20 protein-coding genes are annotated in these 17,908 nt (G+C 57.9%); 12 read left to right on the top strand and 8 right to left on the bottom strand.

Going from position 1 to position 17,908, the window contains the following annotated elements; translation table 11 throughout:
- The first annotated feature begins 140 nt into the window (after positions 1-140).
- From dusA to tal, 5 genes are all read left to right on the top strand, one after another.
- Positions 141-1,142, top strand: a complete 1,002-nt coding sequence (dusA, locus tag POF45_RS26165) for a tRNA dihydrouridine(20/20a) synthase DusA (RefSeq protein ID WP_259501650.1) — start codon at positions 141-143, stop codon at positions 1,140-1,142.
- Positions 1,143-1,436: 294 nt separating this feature from the next.
- Positions 1,437-3,014 (top strand): SNIPE associated domain-containing protein, encoded by a 1,578-nt coding sequence (locus tag POF45_RS26160; protein WP_282317045.1) that lies wholly within the window; start codon positions 1,437-1,439, stop codon positions 3,012-3,014.
- A 147-nt stretch (positions 3,015-3,161) separates the two neighbouring features.
- A complete protein-coding gene (locus tag POF45_RS26155) occupies positions 3,162-3,404 on the top strand; it encodes an AbrB/MazE/SpoVT family DNA-binding domain-containing protein (RefSeq protein ID WP_259501646.1) in 243 nt (80 codons plus the stop codon).
- Positions 3,401-3,796 (top strand): type II toxin-antitoxin system VapC family toxin, encoded by a 396-nt coding sequence (locus POF45_RS26150; RefSeq protein WP_259501644.1) that lies wholly within the window; start codon positions 3,401-3,403, stop codon positions 3,794-3,796. Before POF45_RS26155 ends, POF45_RS26150 begins: the two co-directional genes overlap by 4 nt.
- A 256-nt stretch (positions 3,797-4,052) precedes the next feature.
- A complete protein-coding gene (gene tal, locus POF45_RS26145; RefSeq protein WP_259501643.1) occupies positions 4,053-4,979 on the top strand; it encodes a transaldolase in 927 nt (308 codons plus the stop codon).
- Between the two features lie 168 nt (positions 4,980-5,147).
- On the opposite strand, the gene rssC is transcribed toward tal, so the two are convergent.
- Both rssC and rssB read right to left on the bottom strand, forming a co-directional pair.
- Positions 5,148-5,630, bottom strand: coding sequence for an anti-sigma factor antagonist RssC (gene rssC / locus POF45_RS26140; RefSeq protein WP_259501641.1), 483 nt, complete (start codon positions 5,628-5,630; stop codon positions 5,148-5,150).
- Positions 5,630-6,811 carry a two-component system response regulator RssB gene (gene rssB, locus POF45_RS26135; protein ID WP_259501640.1) on the bottom strand — a complete coding sequence of 394 codons (1,182 nt, stop codon included), beginning with the start codon at positions 6,809-6,811 and terminating at the stop codon, positions 5,630-5,632. The genes rssC and rssB overlap by 1 nt, the downstream gene beginning before the upstream one ends.
- Before the next feature lie 276 nt (positions 6,812-7,087).
- Here rssB and POF45_RS26130 point away from each other — a divergent pair, with 276 nt between their 5' ends.
- The gene (locus POF45_RS26130) at positions 7,088-7,387 is read left to right on the top strand and encodes a PilZ domain-containing protein (RefSeq protein WP_259501638.1); all 300 of its coding nucleotides are present in this window, start codon (positions 7,088-7,090) and stop codon (positions 7,385-7,387) included.
- 64 nt (positions 7,388-7,451) lie between these two features.
- Here the strand turns inward: POF45_RS26130 and POF45_RS26125 are convergent, their stop codons facing one another.
- Entirely contained in the window at positions 7,452-8,141 is a 690-nt protein-coding gene (locus tag POF45_RS26125; RefSeq protein ID WP_259501636.1) for an MlaA family lipoprotein, read from the bottom strand.
- A gap of 199 nt (positions 8,142-8,340) precedes the next feature.
- Here POF45_RS26125 and pcrP point away from each other — a divergent pair, with 199 nt between their 5' ends.
- Both pcrP and POF45_RS26115 read left to right on the top strand, forming a co-directional pair.
- A complete protein-coding gene (pcrP, locus tag POF45_RS26120; protein WP_282317044.1) occupies positions 8,341-8,961 on the top strand; it encodes an HAD superfamily inactivated hydrolase PcrP in 621 nt (206 codons plus the stop codon).
- Positions 8,962-9,070: 109 nt separating this feature from the next.
- Positions 9,071-9,334, top strand: coding sequence for a DUF4404 family protein (locus POF45_RS26115; RefSeq protein WP_259501629.1), 264 nt, complete (start codon positions 9,071-9,073; stop codon positions 9,332-9,334).
- Between the two features lie 172 nt (positions 9,335-9,506).
- On the opposite strand, the gene queF is transcribed toward POF45_RS26115, so the two are convergent.
- Together queF and copI are read right to left on the bottom strand one after the other, a co-directional pair.
- Positions 9,507-10,337, bottom strand: a complete 831-nt coding sequence (queF, locus tag POF45_RS26110; RefSeq protein WP_259501627.1) for an NADPH-dependent 7-cyano-7-deazaguanine reductase QueF — start codon at positions 10,335-10,337, stop codon at positions 9,507-9,509.
- 61 nt (positions 10,338-10,398) lie between these two features.
- Positions 10,399-10,935 carry a copper-resistant cuproprotein CopI gene (gene copI, locus POF45_RS26105; protein ID WP_282317043.1) on the bottom strand — a complete coding sequence of 179 codons (537 nt, stop codon included), beginning with the start codon at positions 10,933-10,935 and terminating at the stop codon, positions 10,399-10,401.
- A 155-nt stretch (positions 10,936-11,090) separates the two neighbouring features.
- On the opposite strand from copI, the gene POF45_RS26100 reads away from it, so the two are divergent.
- Together POF45_RS26100 and POF45_RS26095 are read left to right on the top strand one after the other, a co-directional pair.
- A complete protein-coding gene (locus POF45_RS26100; RefSeq protein WP_282317042.1) occupies positions 11,091-11,771 on the top strand; it encodes a heavy metal response regulator transcription factor in 681 nt (226 codons plus the stop codon).
- A complete protein-coding gene (locus tag POF45_RS26095) occupies positions 11,771-13,132 on the top strand; it encodes a heavy metal sensor histidine kinase (protein ID WP_282317041.1) in 1,362 nt (453 codons plus the stop codon). Before POF45_RS26100 ends, POF45_RS26095 begins: the two co-directional genes overlap by 1 nt.
- A gap of 112 nt (positions 13,133-13,244) precedes the next feature.
- On the opposite strand, the gene POF45_RS26090 is transcribed toward POF45_RS26095, so the two are convergent.
- The 3 genes from POF45_RS26090 to POF45_RS26080 form a co-directional block, all read right to left on the bottom strand.
- Complete coding sequence (locus POF45_RS26090; protein ID WP_259501616.1) at positions 13,245-14,489, bottom strand: lipoprotein-releasing ABC transporter permease subunit; 1,245 nt, start codon at positions 14,487-14,489, stop codon at positions 13,245-13,247.
- 63 nt (positions 14,490-14,552) lie between these two features.
- Positions 14,553-15,251 (bottom strand): lipoprotein-releasing ABC transporter ATP-binding protein LolD, encoded by a 699-nt coding sequence (lolD, locus tag POF45_RS26085; RefSeq protein WP_409077926.1) that lies wholly within the window; start codon positions 15,249-15,251, stop codon positions 14,553-14,555.
- On the bottom strand, positions 15,244-16,494 hold the full coding sequence (locus tag POF45_RS26080; protein ID WP_259501611.1) for a lipoprotein-releasing ABC transporter permease subunit: 1,251 nt from the start codon (positions 16,492-16,494) through the stop codon (positions 15,244-15,246). The genes lolD and POF45_RS26080 overlap by 8 nt, the downstream gene beginning before the upstream one ends.
- Positions 16,495-16,588: 94 nt before the next feature.
- Here POF45_RS26080 and POF45_RS26075 point away from each other — a divergent pair, with 94 nt between their 5' ends.
- Positions 16,589-17,170 carry a PilZ domain-containing protein gene (locus POF45_RS26075; protein WP_259501608.1) on the top strand — a complete coding sequence of 194 codons (582 nt, stop codon included), beginning with the start codon at positions 16,589-16,591 and terminating at the stop codon, positions 17,168-17,170.
- Positions 17,171-17,183: 13 nt separating this feature from the next.
- Positions 17,184-17,906 carry a glycerophosphodiester phosphodiesterase gene (locus tag POF45_RS26070; RefSeq protein ID WP_259501607.1) on the top strand — a complete coding sequence of 241 codons (723 nt, stop codon included), beginning with the start codon at positions 17,184-17,186 and terminating at the stop codon, positions 17,904-17,906.
- Positions 17,907-17,908 lie beyond the last annotated feature (2 nt).

Here is a 17,908-nt window from a genome sequence, read left to right as displayed (position 1 = left end):
CCTTAAAGCAGCTTGATCCAGTTACGCCCCACGAAAGTCTGGACAAGTCTTAGCCTCCAACGTCGTGATCATCGCAGCCCTCCACCACCCATTACTGATAAACTCACGCATTCGCCCCACCGCTTCTTATTCAGACACCCATGCCCTATTCAAAAGCCTCCTTCACCGCCCAAACCCTTTCCCGTCGCTTCAGTGTTGCGCCGATGATGGATTGGACAGACCGCCACTGCCGGTTCTTCCTGCGCCTGCTCTCCAAGCACGCCCTTCTCTATACCGAGATGGTCACCACCGGCGCGCTGCTCAACGGCGATCACGACCGTTTCCTGCGTCACAACGAGGCCGAGCACCCACTCGCCCTGCAACTCGGTGGCAGCGTCCCGCTGGACCTGGCTGCCTGCGCACGCATGGCGCAGGAGCACGGTTACGACGAGGTCAATCTGAACGTCGGCTGCCCGAGTGACCGGGTGCAGAACAATATGATCGGCGCGGTGTTGATGGGGCATCCGCAGTTGGTGGCCGATTGTGTGAAGGCGATGCGTGATGCGGTGTCGATTCCGGTGACGGTCAAGCACCGTATCGGGATCAATGGGCGCGACAGTTATGAGCAGCTGTGTGATTTCGTCGGCACGGTGCGGGATGCCGGGTGTACCAGTTTCACCGTGCATGCGCGGATTGCGATTCTGGAGGGCTTGTCGCCGAAGGAAAACCGCGACATTCCGCCCCTGCGTTATGACGTGGCGGCACAGCTGAAAAAGGATTTCCCGGAGCTGGAGATCATTCTCAACGGCGGGATCAAGACGCTGGAAGCCTGTCACGAGCATCTGCAGACGTTCGACGGTGTGATGCTGGGCCGCGAGGCGTATCACAACCCGTATGTAATGGCCGAGGTGGATCAACAGCTATTCGGCAGCACGGCGCCGGTGATCACTCGGGCTGAGGCGTTGGCGCAGTTGCGGCCTTATATCGCTGCGCACATTGAGTCGGGTGGTTCGATGCACCACATCACCCGGCATGTGCTGGGGCTGGGCACCGGATTTCCGGGGGCTCGCAAGTTTCGGCAGTTATTGTCGGTGGATATTCACAAGGCCAAAGAGCCTTTGGCCTTGCTGGATCAGGCGGCGGAGTTGTTGGAGGGGCGCTGATTGTAGGACTCTTCTCTTTTGCTGATGGACGCCGTCCTTCCTGTTGTTAAGGCGGCGTCATAGATGGATCATCTCTGCGCCCCGCCGTAATCGGCTATCTGCTGTGAAACCGCTGAATTCGGAAAATCGCCTCTTTTTGCTGGGGTAGCGCTTAACTGTGGTTGCGTGGATTGGTAGCCAGGGGGCTGGACAGTCACCACAGAAAAATGTGGCATCAGAATGAAGGTGGACAGCGTAGTAGCCAAAAGATAGCTTCCGCCCCCGTACACCAAACGAACATCTGTGAGGGATCACATGGAGCTATTGCTCATTGTTTCTGCTGTTTGCATTCTTGCTCTTTTGATTTTCCGGTTCAAAGCTGCAAAAACCATAAGCAGGCTGGCGGCGGATCTTCGTCAGCGAGACGAGGCTATCTCCCTACAAAACCAGGAGCACGCTGACCTGTTGAAACGGATCACCGCGTTGGCAAAATATCAAAGCATCATCGACGCTGAAGGATGGGCAAAAAAGCTGATCGAGGAAGCTGAAGCCGAATTACTCGGGGCCAAACAGGATGCAGCCCGCGAGCGCCAGGATGCCAGTCAGGCCGCAAAAGCCAGGATTGAGCAATCAGAGCGAAATCTGGAGGAGGCGCGAGCCAACGCTGACAAAATCATTCTGCAAGCAAACAAGCGCGCCGAAGAAATTGCTGGCGAGGCCTACGCCGCCATGAGTCGAGCGAAAGAGTTTGCTGATACTGCTCGAGCAATGAAGAACATCATCGATGGTTACGGTGACGCTTACATTGTTCCGACCTATAACCTGCTTGATGATCTCGCCGAAGAATTTTCGTTTACCGACGCAGGGCAAAAACTCAAATCTGCACGCGATACGACTCGAAGCATGGTCAAAGTCGGTAGAGCCGCCACCTGTGATTACGCCGAAGCCAACCGCAAAAGTACTGCCATCCGATTCGTGATCGACGCTTTCAACGGAAAAGTCGACTCGATCCTTTCAAGAAACAAAGCTGACAATCATGGAAAACTGGAGCAAGAAATTTGCGACGCGTTTGCCATGGTCAATCACAATGGCAGCGCATTCAGAAATGCTCGTATTACCGAGCAATACCTTGCATCACGCTTGGAAGAACTCAAATGGGCGGCCATCGCTCGGGCCCTGAAAGAACAGGAGCGTGAAGAGCAACGTCAACTACGCGACCAAATTCGAGAAGAGGAAAAAGCCCGACGAGAGTTCGAGCGCGCGATAAAAGACGCCGCCAAGGAAGAAGAATCCATCAAAAAAGCGATGGATAAGGTGCTGCAACAAGTCGCCACTGCCAATGACGCCCAACGTGCAGAATACGAAGCCAAACTTCGCGAACTGGAGGGCAAGCTTGAGGCTGCCGAAGAGAAAAATCAGCGAGCGCTTTCCATGGCTCAACAGACTCGTGCAGGTCACGTCTACGTCATCTCCAATGTCGGATCGTTCGGTGAAGAGGTCTTCAAAATCGGTATGACGCGCCGCCTTGAACCGAAAGACCGAATCCGTGAGCTAGGTGACGCCAGCGTTCCATTTGAATTTGATGTACATGCGATGATCTTCAGCGACGACACACCGGGGCTTGAAAAAAACCTGCATAAGCATTTCCTCCGTCGCCAAATGAATAAGGTCAACCCACGCAAGGAGTTTTTCCGCCTCGAGTTGACTGAGATTCGAACTGAACTTGAAAGCCTAGGTGTCGAAACACTCTGGACCATGGCCGCTGAAGCCCGTGAATATCGGGAGACAATACGTATTGAGCAGCAGATTCTGGAGAATCCTGTCATTGAACAGCAATGGACACGCCATCAGCTGGAGTTTGAAGATCAGGAGGAGGCTGAAGCGATGGTTTGACCGTTTAAAGGTGGTCAGCTCAAAAGCGCGGGTATAGAACACTCAGATTTATCCGCGACTACCACACATCGCTGCGTCCCAATGAACGTTGATCTTTAGAATTCCTTACCATAATGTAAGGAATATTGACTTAACGGAGCATCCGCAATGGCAACCGCCACACTCACCTCGAAGGGGCAAATCACCATTCCGGCACAGGTTAGGGCCTCGCTCGGACTCGACACCGGGGATCGCATTGAATTTGTAGCCTTGGGTGACGGTAAATTCGCAATCATGGCCGCGACTCATTCGGCTCGCGACCTCAAAGGCCTTATTCGCAAACCATCAAAATCGGTAAGCATTGAGGACATGAACCTGGCTATCGCAGCACAAGGATCCAAAGCCATATGATAGGTCTGGATACCAACGTATTGGTCAGGTATATCGCTCAAGATGATCCGAAGCAGTCAGCTAGAGCCTCCGAACTGATTGAGTCATTGACCATTGCCTCGCCAGGCTTCATCACGATGGTTTCAATAGTCGAGCTGGTCTGGGTACTGCAGTCCTGCTACGAGAGCGCAAAAAGCGAGATACTTACGGTGCTCGAAACGCTTTTACGAACACGTGAGTTGACTGTGGAAAATTCCGAAACTGTTTGGCAGGCATTGCGCAGTTACTCACAGGCTAATGCCGACTTCGCAGATTGCCTTATTGAGCGCAGCGCCAACGCGGCTGGCTGTGAGTACATCGCCACCTTCGATAGCAAGGCCGCCAAGACGGCAGGCATGCGTCGCCTGAGTTGAATTGATACGCTCAGCTCCATCGCATTGCATTTCAAGAAAGCCACATAATCTCGGTGCCCTAACGCCAAGTCGGGTCAACCATCACTTGCATTGAACCTGCACCCCATTTCAGCATCCTATTTACCGATACCCGCCCCACCTTTCAAACACCTGTTCTGAAGGATGTTGCCCCTGGGGCCATCGATACGCACACCCGCCCTTGAGTGGCTGTCAGCGCTCGGGTAATGTCATCAGACCCATAGGACAGAGCACGCTCATGACTTCCAAGCTGGAACAACTCAAACAGATCACCACCGTCGTTGCCGATACTGGCGACTTCGAAGCTATCGCGCGCGTCAAGCCGGTAGACGCCACCACCAACCCTTCCCTGCTGCTCAAAGCCGCTGCGATTCCCGGTTACGCCGAGTTGCTGAACGCTTGCGTTCACGACTGCAAGGGCGATGTGGGCCTGGCCAGCGACCGTTTTGGCGTTGCTGTAGGGCAAGAGATTCTCAAGGTTGTACCGGGTCGTATTTCCACTGAAGTGGATGCGCGCCTGTCGTTCGACACTGACGCCGTATTGAAGCGTGCGCACCGTCTGATCGAGCTGTACGACAAGGCCGGTATTGGCCGCGACCGTGTACTGATCAAGATCGCCTCCACCTGGGAAGGCATCCGCGCTGCCGAGAAACTGGAAAAGGAAGGCATTCAGTGCAACCTGACCCTGCTGTTCTCCTTCGCTCAGGCAGCGGCCTGTGCCGATGCCGGCGTGTTCCTGATTTCGCCATTCGTGGGCCGTATCTACGACTGGTACAAGAAAGCCAACGGCAACGACTACACCGGCGCGGATGATCCGGGCGTGCAGTCGGTGACCCGCATCTACAACTACTACAAGGCCAATGACTACAAGACTGTGGTCATGGGCGCGAGCTTCCGTAACCTGAATCAGATCGAGCAACTGGCCGGGTGTGATCGCCTGACCATCAGCCCGGATCTGTTGGAGAAGCTGGCGGCCGATAATGGCAAGCTGGAGCGCAAACTGGCGCCAGGGCATGCCGGCGAAGCACGCTTGAACCTCAATGAAGCGCAGTTCCGCTGGTTGTCCAACGAAGATGCGATGGCGACCGAGAAGCTGGCCGAAGGCATTCGTCAGTTTGCCCGGGATCAGGAGAAGCTTGAGGCGCTGTTGCAGGCCAAGCTGTGATTTGATTTAGCGCAATGCAAAAAGGGCGAACCTGAATGGGTTCGCCCTTTTTTGTGCGTTGGCGGCGGTGGACGCTGTGGCTTCGCCCGGCTTATTCGGTGGCTATCAGACAGCCATTGCGGGCAAGTCCGGCTCCCACAAGGGGATTGGTGCCACCTGATCAGCGGATCAATGCCGCTCCAGTGCATTCACCAGGTCGTGGAACGCTTCACGATTGGAATCGTTCAGGCCCATGAGGATCTTGTGCGCTTCGAGCACCTTGATCCGCACCACTTCTTCGGACTGGTCCTGGTCTGGCAGGTCATCAAGGCATTCCGGGCATGGCACCGGCTTGTTGACGATGTTGAACACCTGTTCGAAACCCATGGACTGCAGCAGCCGGGTGATGTCTTCGTGGGTGGTCACGACGGTCGGCAGCAGGCCGACCTTTTGCCGCGACAGGATGGACAGTTTGGCCAGCAGGCCAAGGGTAGTGCTGTCGATGCTGCGGGTTTCGGTCAGGTCGATCACGATCGTGTTGAAATTCAACGCCGTGAAGATCCGCTCAATAGTCGCATCCAACGCCGAACACAGGGTCAGGCGAACTTCACCGACGAACTTGAGGACGAAGGTGCCGTCCTGCTCGGCGAACTGGATTCTACCGGTACTCATTAAAGATTCCTGCTCAACACCAACAGGGCGATATCATCCGGCATCTCCCCTAGCGTGGCCAATCCAAAAACCTGCCGCAGCCCATCCAGGGTGCCGCCCGCAGCCTTGACCCGTTGGGGCAACGCCGCTTCTTTCTCTTTGAGTGTCTGTTCTGGCAAAAGGTCCAAAATGCCATCAGACATCAGCGTCAGGCTGAACGTCGGTGGCAATTCCAGTACGTGATCTTCGTAGGTGGCTTCATTGAAGAGGCCCACCGGCAGACCGCGCCCTTCCAGATAACGAACACTGTCTGGGGTGTACAACACTGGCAACGGTAGATGGCCACCGATGCTATAGGTCAACAAACCTGTCTCCTCGTCGATGACTCCACCGACCATTGTGACGTGTTTACCCAGCTTACAACTGATCAGGCCCCGGTTGATATGACCAAGAACCTCTGAAGGCTTGAATTCGGGCAAGGTGCCGTTGCGCTTGGACTCGAACAGCAAGCGCGTGGTCATGAACTTCAACAGTACCGTAACGAAGGCTGAAGAGGCGCCATGCCCGGAAACGTCCGCCAGGTAGAACGCTACCCGACGCTCGTCGACCCGAAAGTAGTCGACGAAATCACCCGACAGGTACAGCGACGGGATGATCTGGTGCGCAAACTGGAACTCGTCGATCGTCCACGGACTGACCGGCAGCATGTTCATCTGCACCTGGCGACCAGCGTTCTGGTCTTCCTGGAGCAGGTTCAGGCTGGCTTCGAGCTCGCGATTGGCCTTTTCCAGCTTGTCGCGGTAGCGCTGGTTTTCCAGCAACAGGCGCGCACGATCCAGGGCCCGGCGCACGGAGTGCTCGAGCACAGCCAGATCTTCAAGTGGCTTGATCAGGTAATCCGCTGCTCCCAGGCGCAGGGCCTCGACCGCATCGTTCATCACGCCAGCGCCCGAAACCACGATGACCGGGATTTGCGGCGACAGCTCGGTGACCTGGCGAATGAGCTCGAGTCCGCCCATCTGCGGCATGCGCAGATCGCAGATGACCAAGTCGGGCTTGTCTTGCTCGAATACCTGAAGACCTTGCTGGCCATTGCTGGCCTGCAGGACGCTGAAACCACTGTCTTCCAAATAGGCGGCGAGGCTCGCGCGCACTACTTCGTCATCATCGATTATCAGCAGCGTGGCACTGGTTTTTGGCATGTGGGCAAACGGCGCCAGAATTAGGTTGGCGTAGCAGGCTGGGGTTTTGACCCGACTCACACTACTGGATTCGCTTTCTAGCCTCTCTGATGCACTGTTTTCGAGCATTTGCCCGACACACATTCACATCAGAGGTGCCCTTCTAAGGCGCAGACGGTACTCCCATCCGCGGGGCGTTTCAAGCTCACGCCGATGGTCGCCTGACGTCTTTACTTCTCAAATCACCGGGAGTTATAAGAACAGACAAAACCGTAACCCAATGGAAGGATGGAGCGCATGAGTCAAACCGATCGGGACTACAGCGAAAAGCGCGATTTCATCCGTATGCGGGTCGATGCCGATGTCTCGCTGATTCACGAAGGCGATGAGGTGCCAGCCGTCTGTATCGACCTTTCCAGCAGTGGCATGCAGGTTGAGGCGCCGCGTTTGTTCAAGGTCGGCGACCGGCTCAGCGTACGAATCGACTCCGAGCACACGGCACTCAAAGGGCTTGAGGCCGACACCGAAGTAGTCTGGGTGAAGGAACAGGACGCTGGCAGCCAAAAACTCGGGCTTACAATCCTGAAAATGAAATAAACACGAATCCACAACGAAAGAAGGCGGCCAATTGGCCGCCTTCTTCGTTTTTTACCGTTCTAAATCAAAAATCGTCTACGACGTGGCCGTCTTTGACCTTGAATTCGCGGTTCTGCAAATACGCATTGCGGATGAAGATGTATTTGTCACCGTTGATCAGCTTCTCGGCAGACAACAGGCTGGCGCGCGTATCGACGATGTTCAGGCCAAACACCGAGTTACGTACCGGAATATCGTTGATGTAGGGATACGGGCCGGTGTAGCTGTCAACCACCTTGGAGGGCGCATCACGCAGTGTGCTTGGGCCCAACAGCGGCAGCATCACGTAAGGACCGCTGCCGACGCCCCAGTGGCCGAGGGTCTGGCCGAAATCTTCGTCGCTGCGTTGCAGGCCCATTTTAGTGCCCACGTCGAAGAAACCTGCCACGCCGAACGTGGTGTTGAGCAGGATACGGGCAGTGTCGACGCCAGCGGCATGCGGCTTGGCTTGCAACACGTTGTTGAACAGGTTGGTCACGTCACCGACGTTACGGAACATGTTGTGGATGCCGTCTTCCAGGAATTGCGGCGTCACATAGTCATAACCCTGAGCAATTGGCTTCAGGGCATAGGTGTCGACGAAGTCGTTGAACTGGTAGATTGGGCGGTTAACGCTTTCCCAAGGATCGTCTTCCGAGGCCGCCTGAGCGGCGAACGGGACCAGCAACACACTGGCACACACACAAAGCTGAGCGAGATGATTGCTCCAGCGCATATAAAAACTCCTTGGATTGTACTGGCGCGGGCGCGCGGCCCAAGCGTTAAGTTGGCTAGTATAAGACGGAAAGAGAGGTTTAGGCAGCATCCTGCGAATCGGCTGACAGTCGACGGTAGTGTCACCGGGCATTTCATATTCGTGTCACGTAATTGTCACTCTCGTTCCATAGGCTTGCGACTATTTCAGGGATGTAGAAATGACGCGTGCCGAAGCCTTGCCCATTGCTGCTCCAGGCCTGACCGCCGTGCTCTTCGGTCTCAGTGGTTGCCTGGTGGATTTCGGTGCCCGCACGCGCACGCATGGCATACCCAACGCCGAGCATGCGCAAGTCACTCCCGGTGCGCTGGATAGCCTGCGCAGCTTGCAGCGCCAACAAATTCCCTGCGCCTGGCTCGATGAACTTCCCACTGCGCTCAGCCATGCACTGGCGACCGATCTGCCCGACTGGATCAAGCCCTCACAAAGCCCCGCTGCCAACAATCCATGGCCCGCGCCGAATGCCTGCTGGCAAGCGTTGATGGCGCTGAATGTCGAGCGTCTGGATGGCTGCGTGCTGGTCAGTGGCGAACCACGCCTGCTGCAAGCCGGACTTAACGCCGGATTGTGGACCATCGGCCTGGCCTCCTGCGGCTCACTTTGCGGGCTTGCGCCTGGTGAATGGCACGCCTTGAGCCAAAAGGAACGTGAACATCTGCGTGGCAAGGCCACAGTGCAGTTGTTCGGCCTTGGGGTGCATTCGGTAATTGATCATCTGGGGGAACTCGACACCTGCCTGGCAGACATCAGCCTGCGCCGGCTCAAGGGCGAAAAGCCCTGATCGAGATCATGCAGGTTACCCGGGAGTGGATTAATCTAGAGGTCAGCCATAGACCTTTGGCGTGCTGCTGCGGTCTATGCCAGTGCCTATCGATAAAAGGAAGAACGCCATGCCTGCCCGCGAACTGCAAGAACAGCTCAACACCCTGCGCGAGCAATTGGATCAGAATCCGCCGCTGTCCGAAGCCGAGCGCGCCGATCTGCATACGCTGATGCAACAGATCGAACTTGAGCTTGAACTGGAAACCAAAACCAAAGACTCCAACCTCGCCGACGGTGTAAACCTGGCCGTCGAACGCTTCGAACTCGAACACCCCGCCATTGCCGGCACTTTGCGCAACATTGTGCAGACGCTGGGCAACATCGGGATCTGAATCAGCCAGATACAAAAAAGCCCTGCTCGTGATAGCGGGGCTTTTTAATAGCTTCGATTTGAAATGCATTCCACTGTGGGAGCGGGCTTGCTCGCGAAAGCGGTGTGTCAGTCAGCATTGATATTGAATGTGCTGGCCTCTTCGCGAGCAAGCCCGCTTCCACATTGGATTTTTATTGACGGACCAAGCGGTGGTTCGGCAGTTGAGCGTCTTCGGTACTGCGATACGGGTTGATATCCAACCCACCCCGCCGTACATACCGCGCAAACACGGTCAACTTCTCGGGTTTCAGCAACCGTTGCAGGTCGAGGAAGATCCGCTCCACGCACTGTTCATGAAAGTCCGAGTGCTGGCGGAAGCTGACGATGTACGCCAGCAAACTCGCGTGATCGAGCGCCGCGCCACGGTATTGGACCGTCACGCTGCCCCAGTCCGGCTGGCTGGTCACCGGGCAATTGGATTTGAGCAAATGGCTGTGCACGCTCTCTTCGACAATGCGCGAATCATCGCAACGCAGCAGTTCCGGGCGCGGATGCTCGTAGTTGCTGACACTGATCTCCAGATCATCGATGCACACACCCGGCAAGGCCACGACGCCTTCGGCTTCCACATCTTTAAGGCTGCGAACCCGCACGCCCACCGGCTTGCCGGCTGCCGCCGACAGGTCTTTGACCAGCGTCGCTTCGAGGCTTGCCGTATCGACAAATGCCGTCTGGTTCAAAGAGTTGAGGTACAGCTTGAACGACTTGGACTCGATGATGTTCGGCGAGTCCGCCGGGATGCAGAACTCACCGATCGCCACCACTGGCTTGCCCGAAGGCAGCAACCACGACAGCTCGAAGCAATTCCAGAAGTCCACGCCCTTGTACGGCAGCGTGTCCGCTGTAAGGCCCAGTTCGGCCCATTTCGCGGTGCGCGGGATCGGGAACAGCAAGGACGGCGTGTAAGTGGCGATGTATTCGCTGGATTTGCCCAGCGGCGAGTGTTCGGCTGCGGGATGCATGGCGGAAACCTGACTGAATAATCAGCGGATTCTATCAGCCTTTGCGCCTGCCTTTGAATGCTTACTGACTGACTGTCAATTTGCCAACCATACCAGCCTCATAGTGCCCTGGAATGTTGCAGGCAAATTCCAGATTGGCGGCCTTGGTGAAAGTCCAGGTCAGCTCGGCGGTTTTGCCCGGTGGCACCAACACGCTGTTGGGGTCATCGTGCTTCATGCCATGCCCTTGTGATGAGTCCTCCATACCCGCCATCGAACCGTGGTCCATTTCCTTCATGGCTGTAGGCGTCAGCATCCCGCTTTGCTGCATCTTCAACATTTCCTGCTGATGCTCGGCATGCATCGCCGCGTCGCCGAGGTTGAATTCGTGCAGCAGCTGTCCCTTGTTCACCAGCACAAAACGAATCGTCTCACCGGCCTTGATATCAATCGCCTTGGGCGTGAAGGACATGTCGCCCATCACCACTTCAACGCTGCGGCTTGCCTTCGCTGCCGGAGCAGGTTGACCGAAGTTGTAGGTTTGCGCCGGGGACGCCCACACAGACGAGTTCAGCGCCAGCAAACAGGCCGCCAATACCAGACGATTTCGCAAAAACATAGTCGCACTCCAACAAGATGAGGTTCAGCCTGTGGAAAACTCTAAACTGACATCCCTGCCCTTAACCTGACAGTCAGATTACAACTTTGTCAGGTTGGCCTGCACCACAGCTGGCCACGGTATAAAGCGTTCGCTCCATTTACCCAGAGTCATCCATGAAACTGTTGATTGTCGAAGACCAGGCCAAAACCGGCCACTACCTGCGCCAGGGCTTGACTGAGGCCGGCTTTAACACCGAACTGGTGGCCGATGGCAGCACCGGACAACAACTGGCACTGAGTGGCGATTACTCGCTGCTGATCCTCGACGTCATGTTGCCCGGCCGGGACGGCTGGCAAATCCTGCAAGCGGTGCGCAGTGCAGGGCTTACTGTGCCGGTACTTTTTCTGACCGCGCGCGACGCGGTGGAGGACAGAGTCCACGGCCTGGAACTGGGCGCCGACGACTACCTGGTCAAGCCATTCGCCTTTTCCGAACTGCTGGCCAGGGTCCGCAGCCTGTTACGTCGCGGCAGCACTTCACCACAGGAAACCAGCCTGCAACTGGCGGACCTGCGCCTGGACCTCATTCGCCGCCGGGTCGAGCGTGATGGTCAACGTATCGACCTGACCGCCAAGGAGTTCGCCCTGCTGGAAATGTTTCTGCGCAGGCAAGGTGAAGTGCTGCCCAAGTCGCTCATCGCCTCCCAGGTCTGGGACATGAATTTCGACAGCGACACCAATGTCATCGAAGTGGCGATTCGCCGATTGCGCCTGAAAGTCGACGATGATTTCCCCAACAAATTGATCCATACGGTGCGCGGCATGGGCTACGTCCTCGAAGAGCGCCCCGCCTGATGCGCCGACTTTCTTTAAGCAATCGTCTGGCATTGCTGTTTGCAGCCTGCACCGCCGTGGTTTCGCTGTTCGCCGGGGTGTTGTTCAACCGCGCCAGTGAAGCGCACTTCATTGAACTGGATCAGCAATTGCTGGACAGCAAGCTGATCGGTTTGCGCCGGGCCCTGCATGACATTCAGTCCAGTGGCAGCGAGGTCAAACTGCAGGATGAGCTGAGCCGTCAGGCCGATCTGTCTTTGCGCATCAGCGGCAGCGATGGCGTGCGCTGGTTTGACAGCGCCACTCGCCTGCCCAGTGATTTACCTCGTGCGCCGGGCCTGTCGACGATCAGCGAGAACGGCACGGACTACCGCGTGCTGAACGCCCCGCTGTTTGCCGATAAACCCGATTCACCACAACTGACCTTGCTGCTGGACATCACCCATCACCAACACTTTCTGCAACGCATGCAGCACCTGATCTGGCTGACCGTCGGCCTGTCCGCTCTGGCCACCGCCCTGCTCGGTGCCTGGGCGGCGCGCAGTGGTTTGCGCCCGTTACGGCGCATGAGCGCGGTGGCCCGTGGGGTGTCGGCACAATCGCTTAATGCGCGGCTGCCTGAAGAGAAAATGCCTCCAGAACTTGCGGAATTGGCCCACAGCTTCAATGCCATGCTCGGACGGCTCGACGACTCTTTTCAACGGCTTTCGGCGTTCTCCGCCGACATCGCCCATGAACTGCGCACACCGCTGTCGAACCTGCTGACCCACACCCAGGTCACCCTCACCCGGCCACGGCCCATCGAGGATTATCGCGAGGCGCTGCACAGCAACCTCGAAGAGCTGCAATGGATGGCGCAACTGGTCAACGACATGCTGTACCTGGCCAAGGCTGATCACGGCTTGCTGATGCCCAAGCGCGAACGCCTGGAACTGGCGGAGGAAGTGGATCTGTTGCTGGAGTTCTTCGCGCCGCTGGCTGAAGACGCGCAGGTGACATTGACCCGCGAGGGCAACGCTCGGATGGAGGGCGATCGCAACATGTTGCGGCGGGCACTTTCCAACTTGCTGGACAATGCGCTGCGTTTTGCGCCGGTCGATGGCGAGGTTCGGGTGCGCATTGTCGAGCAGTCCAAAGGACTGAAAGTGATCGTGGAAAATACAGGGAACGGGATTGCCGAGGGCTTGCTGCCTCGATTATTCGACCGTTTCTACCGGGCGGACCCGGCACGGCAAGAAGGCAGCAGTGAGCATGCGGGGTTGGGGCTGGCGATTACCCAGTCGATCATTCGGGCCCATGGCGGGCAGATTCGTTGCGAATCGAGTGATGGGTGGACGCGGTTTGTGATCGAGTTGCCTCAGGGAGATGGGGGCCAGCAGTAGCGGCCTCTTCGCGAGCAAGCCCGCTCCCACAGGGTTCGTAGTCGTTCACAAATGTGTGATTCAACTCAATCAACTGTGGGAGCGAGCCTGCTAGCGAACGCGGTCTACCCGGTTACGAATAGCGCAACGCATGCGCCGGTTCGATCTTCGCCGCCCGCCACGCCGGGTACACCGTCGCCAGGAAGCTCAGGATGAATCCGGCGGAGCAGATCAACAGCACATCCCCGCCCTGCAACTCGGAGGGCAGGTTGCTGACAAAATACACATCGGAACTGAAGATATGCTGGCCGGTAACCCGCTCCAGCCAACCGACCAGTTCACTGACATTCAGCGCGGCAATCACGCCAAGCACACCGCCAATCAAGGTGCCGACAATACCGATCACGGTGCCCTGGACCATGAAGATCGCCATGATCTGCCGGGGCGTAGCGCCGATGGTACGCAGGATCGCGATGTCCGCGCCCTTGTCGTTCACCACCATGATCAAGGTTGCGATGATGTTGAACGCCGCTACCGCGACGATCATCAGCAACAGCAGGCCGATCATGGTTTTTTCCATTTTCATCGCGCTGAACAGGCTGCCCTGGGTGTGGGTCCAGTCGTCAGCCGTATAAGCGGCGCCCAACCCGGTAGCAATGTCGTTCGACACCTTTGGCGCGGCATACAAGTCCTTCACCGCCAGACGCACGCTCTGCACCTGATTGGGCTGCCAGTGCTGCATCTGCGCCGCATCGGCCATGTGAATCAGCGCCATCGAACCGTCCAGCTCGGCACCGACCTTGAACACGCCCACCACGTTCAGCCGCTGCATGCGCGGGGTGATGCCGCCCGGCGCGGTGCTGACTTCCGGCACGATCAGGGTGATCTTGTCGCCAACGTTCAGACGGAAGCGCCGCGCGGTGATCTCGCCGACCACCACGCCGAACTCGCCGGGTTTCAGATCCTCGAGTTTGCCCTGAACGATATGCTGGGCGACGATGGAGACTTTGCCCTCCTGAGCCGGATCGATACCGCTGATCTGGATCGGCTGCATGGCGCCTTTATAAGACAGCATGCCTTCCATCTCGGTGAACGGCACGGCGGCGGTCACTTCCGGATTTTTCAACGCGGCAGCAGCCACTGGCTGCCAATCGTCGATCGGCTTGACGCCGACGATAGTCGCGTGGGGCACCATGCCGAGGATGCGCGAGCTCATTTCGCGCTGGAAGCCGTTCATCACCGACAGCACCACGATCATCGCCAATACGCCCAGGGCGAGGCCGATCATCGAGGTCATCGAGATGAAGGAAACAAAGCGATTGCGGCGCTTGGCGCGGGTATAGCGCGTGCCGATAAAGATCGATAACGGTCTGAACATTCGCTGGGGCACCGTAAAAAAATAAAAAGCCCGGCGCCTTTTCAGGCACCGGGTTTCGGCCAATCAGATGGGCGTCAGGCGACCTTCCTGCAAGTGCAGGACGCGATCCATCTGGCGAGCCAGGTTCATGTCGTGGGTCACCACCAGGAACGCGGTGCGCATCGAGGTGCTGAGTTCCAGCATCAAGTCCTGAATGCCTTGCGCGGTGTGGGAGTCGAGGTTGCCGGTCGGCTCGTCGAGCATCACCAGGCCCGGCTTGTTCACCAGCGCACGGGCAATGGCCACGCGCTGACGTTCGCCACCGGACAGCTCGGCCGGCTTGTGCTCCAGGCGATGGCCCAGCCCGACCCGCTCCAGCAATGCAGTGGCACGCTGGCGCGCCTCCGGGATGGAGGTCTTGCCGATCAACAGCGGCATGCAGACGTTTTCCAGCGCGGTAAACTCCGCCAGCAAGTGGTGGAACTGGTACACGAACCCGAGGGAACGGTTACGCAGTTGGCCGCGGGCTTTTTCGTTCAGTGCCGACAGCTCTTCACCGGCCAGCCAGACGCTGCCCTTGGTCGGCGTATCGAGGCCGCCCAGCAGGTTGAGCAAGGTACTTTTGCCCGAACCCGAAGTGCCGACGATGGCCACGCGCTCACCCGGATGCAACTCCAGTTGCAGACCGGCCAGCACTTCTACCGACTCCGGGCCTTCCTCGTAGGATTTGCCCAGGTTACGGCAGCTCAAGATTGCTTGTTCACTCATGCCCGACTCACTCATAACGTAGCGCCTCCGCAGGCTGGGTGCGCGCGGCACGCCAGGCTGGATACAGGGTGGCGAGAAAACTCAGAACCAACGCCGCGGCGCAGACCATGATCACGTCCTGGCTCTGCACCTGCGACGGCAGGTAATCGATGAAATATACGTCGGCGTTCAGGAATTTATGCCCGATTACGCCTTCGAGGGCCGAGATCGCGGCGCTGACGTTCAGCGCGGCGAAAATCCCGACCACGGCGCCGATCAGTGTCCCGACCACGCCGATGACCGTGCCCTGGACCATGAAGATCGCCATGATCGTGCGCGGCGTGGCACCAAGGGTGCGCAGGATCGCGATGTCGCCCTTCTTGTCGTTCACCACCATCACCAGTGTGGAGATGATGTTGAAGGCCGCAACGGCAACGATCAGCAACAACAGCAGGCCGATCATGGCTTTCTCCATGCGGATGGCCTGATACAGGTTGCCGTGGGTCCGGGTCCAGTCGCGGGCGTAGTAATGGTCTTCGCCGAGCTGCTGGGCGATATTCCACGCGGTGCGCGGCGCCTGGAACAGGTCGTCGAACTTCAGGCGCAGGCCCTGCACCTGATCCGGTTTCCAGCGGTGCAGCCGAGCCAGATCCTGCAGGTTGGTGACGCCCAGGTAACCGTCGATCTCGCCGGCGCCGACATGGAAGATGCCAACCACGGTGAAGCGTTTCATGCGCGGGAACATCCCGGCCGGGGTCACGGTGACTTCCGGCGCGACGAAGGTCAGCTTGTCGCCGATGGCCGCGCCGAGCTTGGCCGCCGCCTTGTCGCCAATGACGATGCCGAAACTGCCCGGGGCCAGGTCGTCGAGTTTGCCCTGCAGCATGAAGTTATCAATGATCGATACCTTGCGCTCCAGCGCAGGGTCGATGCCATTGAGCAGCACCTTGGACACCTTGCCGTTGTTGGTCAGCAGCCCCTGCATCTGGGTGAACGGCGCAACCGCCATCACCTGCGGGTTCTGCTTGACCTTGGCGGCCAGGCTTTGCCAGTCACTGATCGCTTCACCGGACTCGATGGTCGCGTGGGGCACCATGCCCAGCACGCGGGTGCGCATCTCATGATCGAAGCCGTTCATCACCGACAACACCACGATCATCACGACCACGCCCAAGGCGAGCCCGATCATCGAAGTCAGGGAAATGAACGACACAAAATGATTGCGACGCTTTGCACGGGTATAACGCGTGCCAATAAATACGAAGAGAGGTCTGAACATGTCGGGGCTTGTTCGGAGGGAAAAGGAACGTCCTTGTGGCGGGGGTCGATAACCAGCTTTACACTCAGACCACCGCCGCTACCATGGGTTCGCCATGTCGACATTAGATGAAGAAGATCGCCGCGAATACTACCGTATCGAGGACACGATCGCACTGGAAATTCGGCCCCTGTCCGCTCCCGAAGCCGCTGGCCAGGAAGTGTTGCAGGATGCTTCCCCGCTGTTCAACCTGCTCAGCGAACTGCACCTGAGCGAATTCGAGTCGCAACACTTGCTGCGCCAGATCAGTGAGCGCGACCGCAGCATTGCCGCGTTCCTGAAATCCCAGAACAAACGCATCGACCTGCTCAGCCAGGTGATCGCGCTGACGGTGCTGGGACATATTGGCGAGCCGCAACCGGTGATCATTTCCGAGGGGGGTATCGATTTCCAGTCGCAGACCGCCTTTTCGCCGGGCGCGCACCTGTCAGTCAAAATGGTATTGATGCCGCAGGCCCTGGGCTTGCTGCTGCGGGCAAGAGTCACCCATTGCGACCGCAAGGGCGATGGCTATGACGTCGGTACCGAATTCGAATACCCGACCGACGCCCAGCGTCAGTTGCTGGCTCGCTACATCTTGCAGAAGCAGGCCCAGGAACGACGCCTGGCCCGCGAACAAAACGAATCAGGCATTTAATTAAGGAAGAACCGTGACCCTTATCTACGGCCACCGCGGCGCGAAAGGCGAAGCACCGGAAAACACCCTGACCAGCTTCCAGGAGTGCCTCAAGCACGGCGTTCGCCGCTGCGAACTGGACCTGCACCTGTCCATGGACGGCGAGTTGATGGTCATTCACGACCCGACCCTCAAGCGCACCACCGACCGGCGCGGCAAGGTGGTCGAACACGCCGCCAGGGACCTGGTGACCTACGACGCACGCAAGGGCGGCCCGGGCTGGATCAAGCCGTGCCCGATTCCGACGCTGGAAGAATTGTTCGAGAAATGTGATTTCGAGCACTGGCAGCTGGAAGTCAAAAGCGCTTCACGCACCCGCGCCGCGACCACCGTGCTGGCGATTCGTGAAATGGCTCAGCGTTTCGGCCTGCTCGACAAAGTGACCATCACCTCAAGCTCACGGGAAGTGCTGAAAGCGGCGCTGGACCTGGTGCCGGACGTGTCTCGCGGACTGGTGGCCGAATACGCCTGGCTCGACCCGCTGAAAGTCGCGCAAAGCTATGGCTGTGAGATTCTGGCGCTGAACTGGACCCTGTGTACGCCGGAACGCCTGCAGAAGGCGCAGCGTCAGGGGCTGCATGTGTCGGTGTGGACAGTCAACGAGCCCGCGCTGATGCGCAGACTCGCCGACTTCGGCGTTGACAGCCTGATTACAGACTTTCCCGGTTTGGCCACTGCCACCCTCGAGAATTGCTGAAA

The organism is Pseudomonas fungipugnans (genome assembly GCF_029955235.1).
GTDB lineage: Bacteria > Pseudomonadota > Gammaproteobacteria > Pseudomonadales > Pseudomonadaceae > Aquipseudomonas > Aquipseudomonas fungipugnans.
This window is presented reverse-complemented; position numbering and strand designations above follow the sequence as displayed.

Coding starts and splice junctions, on each gene's coding strand:
- POF45_RS26155 (WP_259501646.1), top strand. CDS start 3,162: ATGGCAACCGCCACACTCACCTCGAAGGGGCAAATCACCATTCCGGCA.
- queF (WP_259501627.1), bottom strand. CDS start 10,337: ATGCATCCCGCAGCCGAACACTCGCCGCTGGGCAAATCCAGCGAATAC.
- POF45_RS26160 (WP_282317045.1), top strand. CDS start 1,437: ATGGAGCTATTGCTCATTGTTTCTGCTGTTTGCATTCTTGCTCTTTTG.
- POF45_RS26115 (WP_259501629.1), top strand. CDS start 9,071: ATGCCTGCCCGCGAACTGCAAGAACAGCTCAACACCCTGCGCGAGCAA.
- rssC (WP_259501641.1), bottom strand. CDS start 5,630: ATGAGTACCGGTAGAATCCAGTTCGCCGAGCAGGACGGCACCTTCGTC.
- pcrP (WP_282317044.1), top strand. CDS start 8,341: ATGACGCGTGCCGAAGCCTTGCCCATTGCTGCTCCAGGCCTGACCGCC.
- lolD (WP_409077926.1), bottom strand. CDS start 15,251: ATGAGTGAGTCGGGCATGAGTGAACAAGCAATCTTGAGCTGCCGTAAC.
- POF45_RS26090 (WP_259501616.1), bottom strand. CDS start 14,489: ATGTTCAGACCGTTATCGATCTTTATCGGCACGCGCTATACCCGCGCC.
- dusA (WP_259501650.1), top strand. CDS start 141: ATGCCCTATTCAAAAGCCTCCTTCACCGCCCAAACCCTTTCCCGTCGC.
- rssB (WP_259501640.1), bottom strand. CDS start 6,811: ATGCCAAAAACCAGTGCCACGCTGCTGATAATCGATGATGACGAAGTA.
- copI (WP_282317043.1), bottom strand. CDS start 10,935: ATGTTTTTGCGAAATCGTCTGGTATTGGCGGCCTGTTTGCTGGCGCTG.
- POF45_RS26100 (WP_282317042.1), top strand. CDS start 11,091: ATGAAACTGTTGATTGTCGAAGACCAGGCCAAAACCGGCCACTACCTG.
- POF45_RS26150 (WP_259501644.1), top strand. CDS start 3,401: ATGATAGGTCTGGATACCAACGTATTGGTCAGGTATATCGCTCAAGAT.
- tal (WP_259501643.1), top strand. CDS start 4,053: ATGACTTCCAAGCTGGAACAACTCAAACAGATCACCACCGTCGTTGCC.
- POF45_RS26125 (WP_259501636.1), bottom strand. CDS start 8,141: ATGCGCTGGAGCAATCATCTCGCTCAGCTTTGTGTGTGTGCCAGTGTG.
- POF45_RS26080 (WP_259501611.1), bottom strand. CDS start 16,494: ATGTTCAGACCTCTCTTCGTATTTATTGGCACGCGTTATACCCGTGCA.
- POF45_RS26075 (WP_259501608.1), top strand. CDS start 16,589: ATGTCGACATTAGATGAAGAAGATCGCCGCGAATACTACCGTATCGAG.
- POF45_RS26130 (WP_259501638.1), top strand. CDS start 7,088: ATGAGTCAAACCGATCGGGACTACAGCGAAAAGCGCGATTTCATCCGT.
- POF45_RS26095 (WP_282317041.1), top strand. CDS start 11,771: ATGCGCCGACTTTCTTTAAGCAATCGTCTGGCATTGCTGTTTGCAGCC.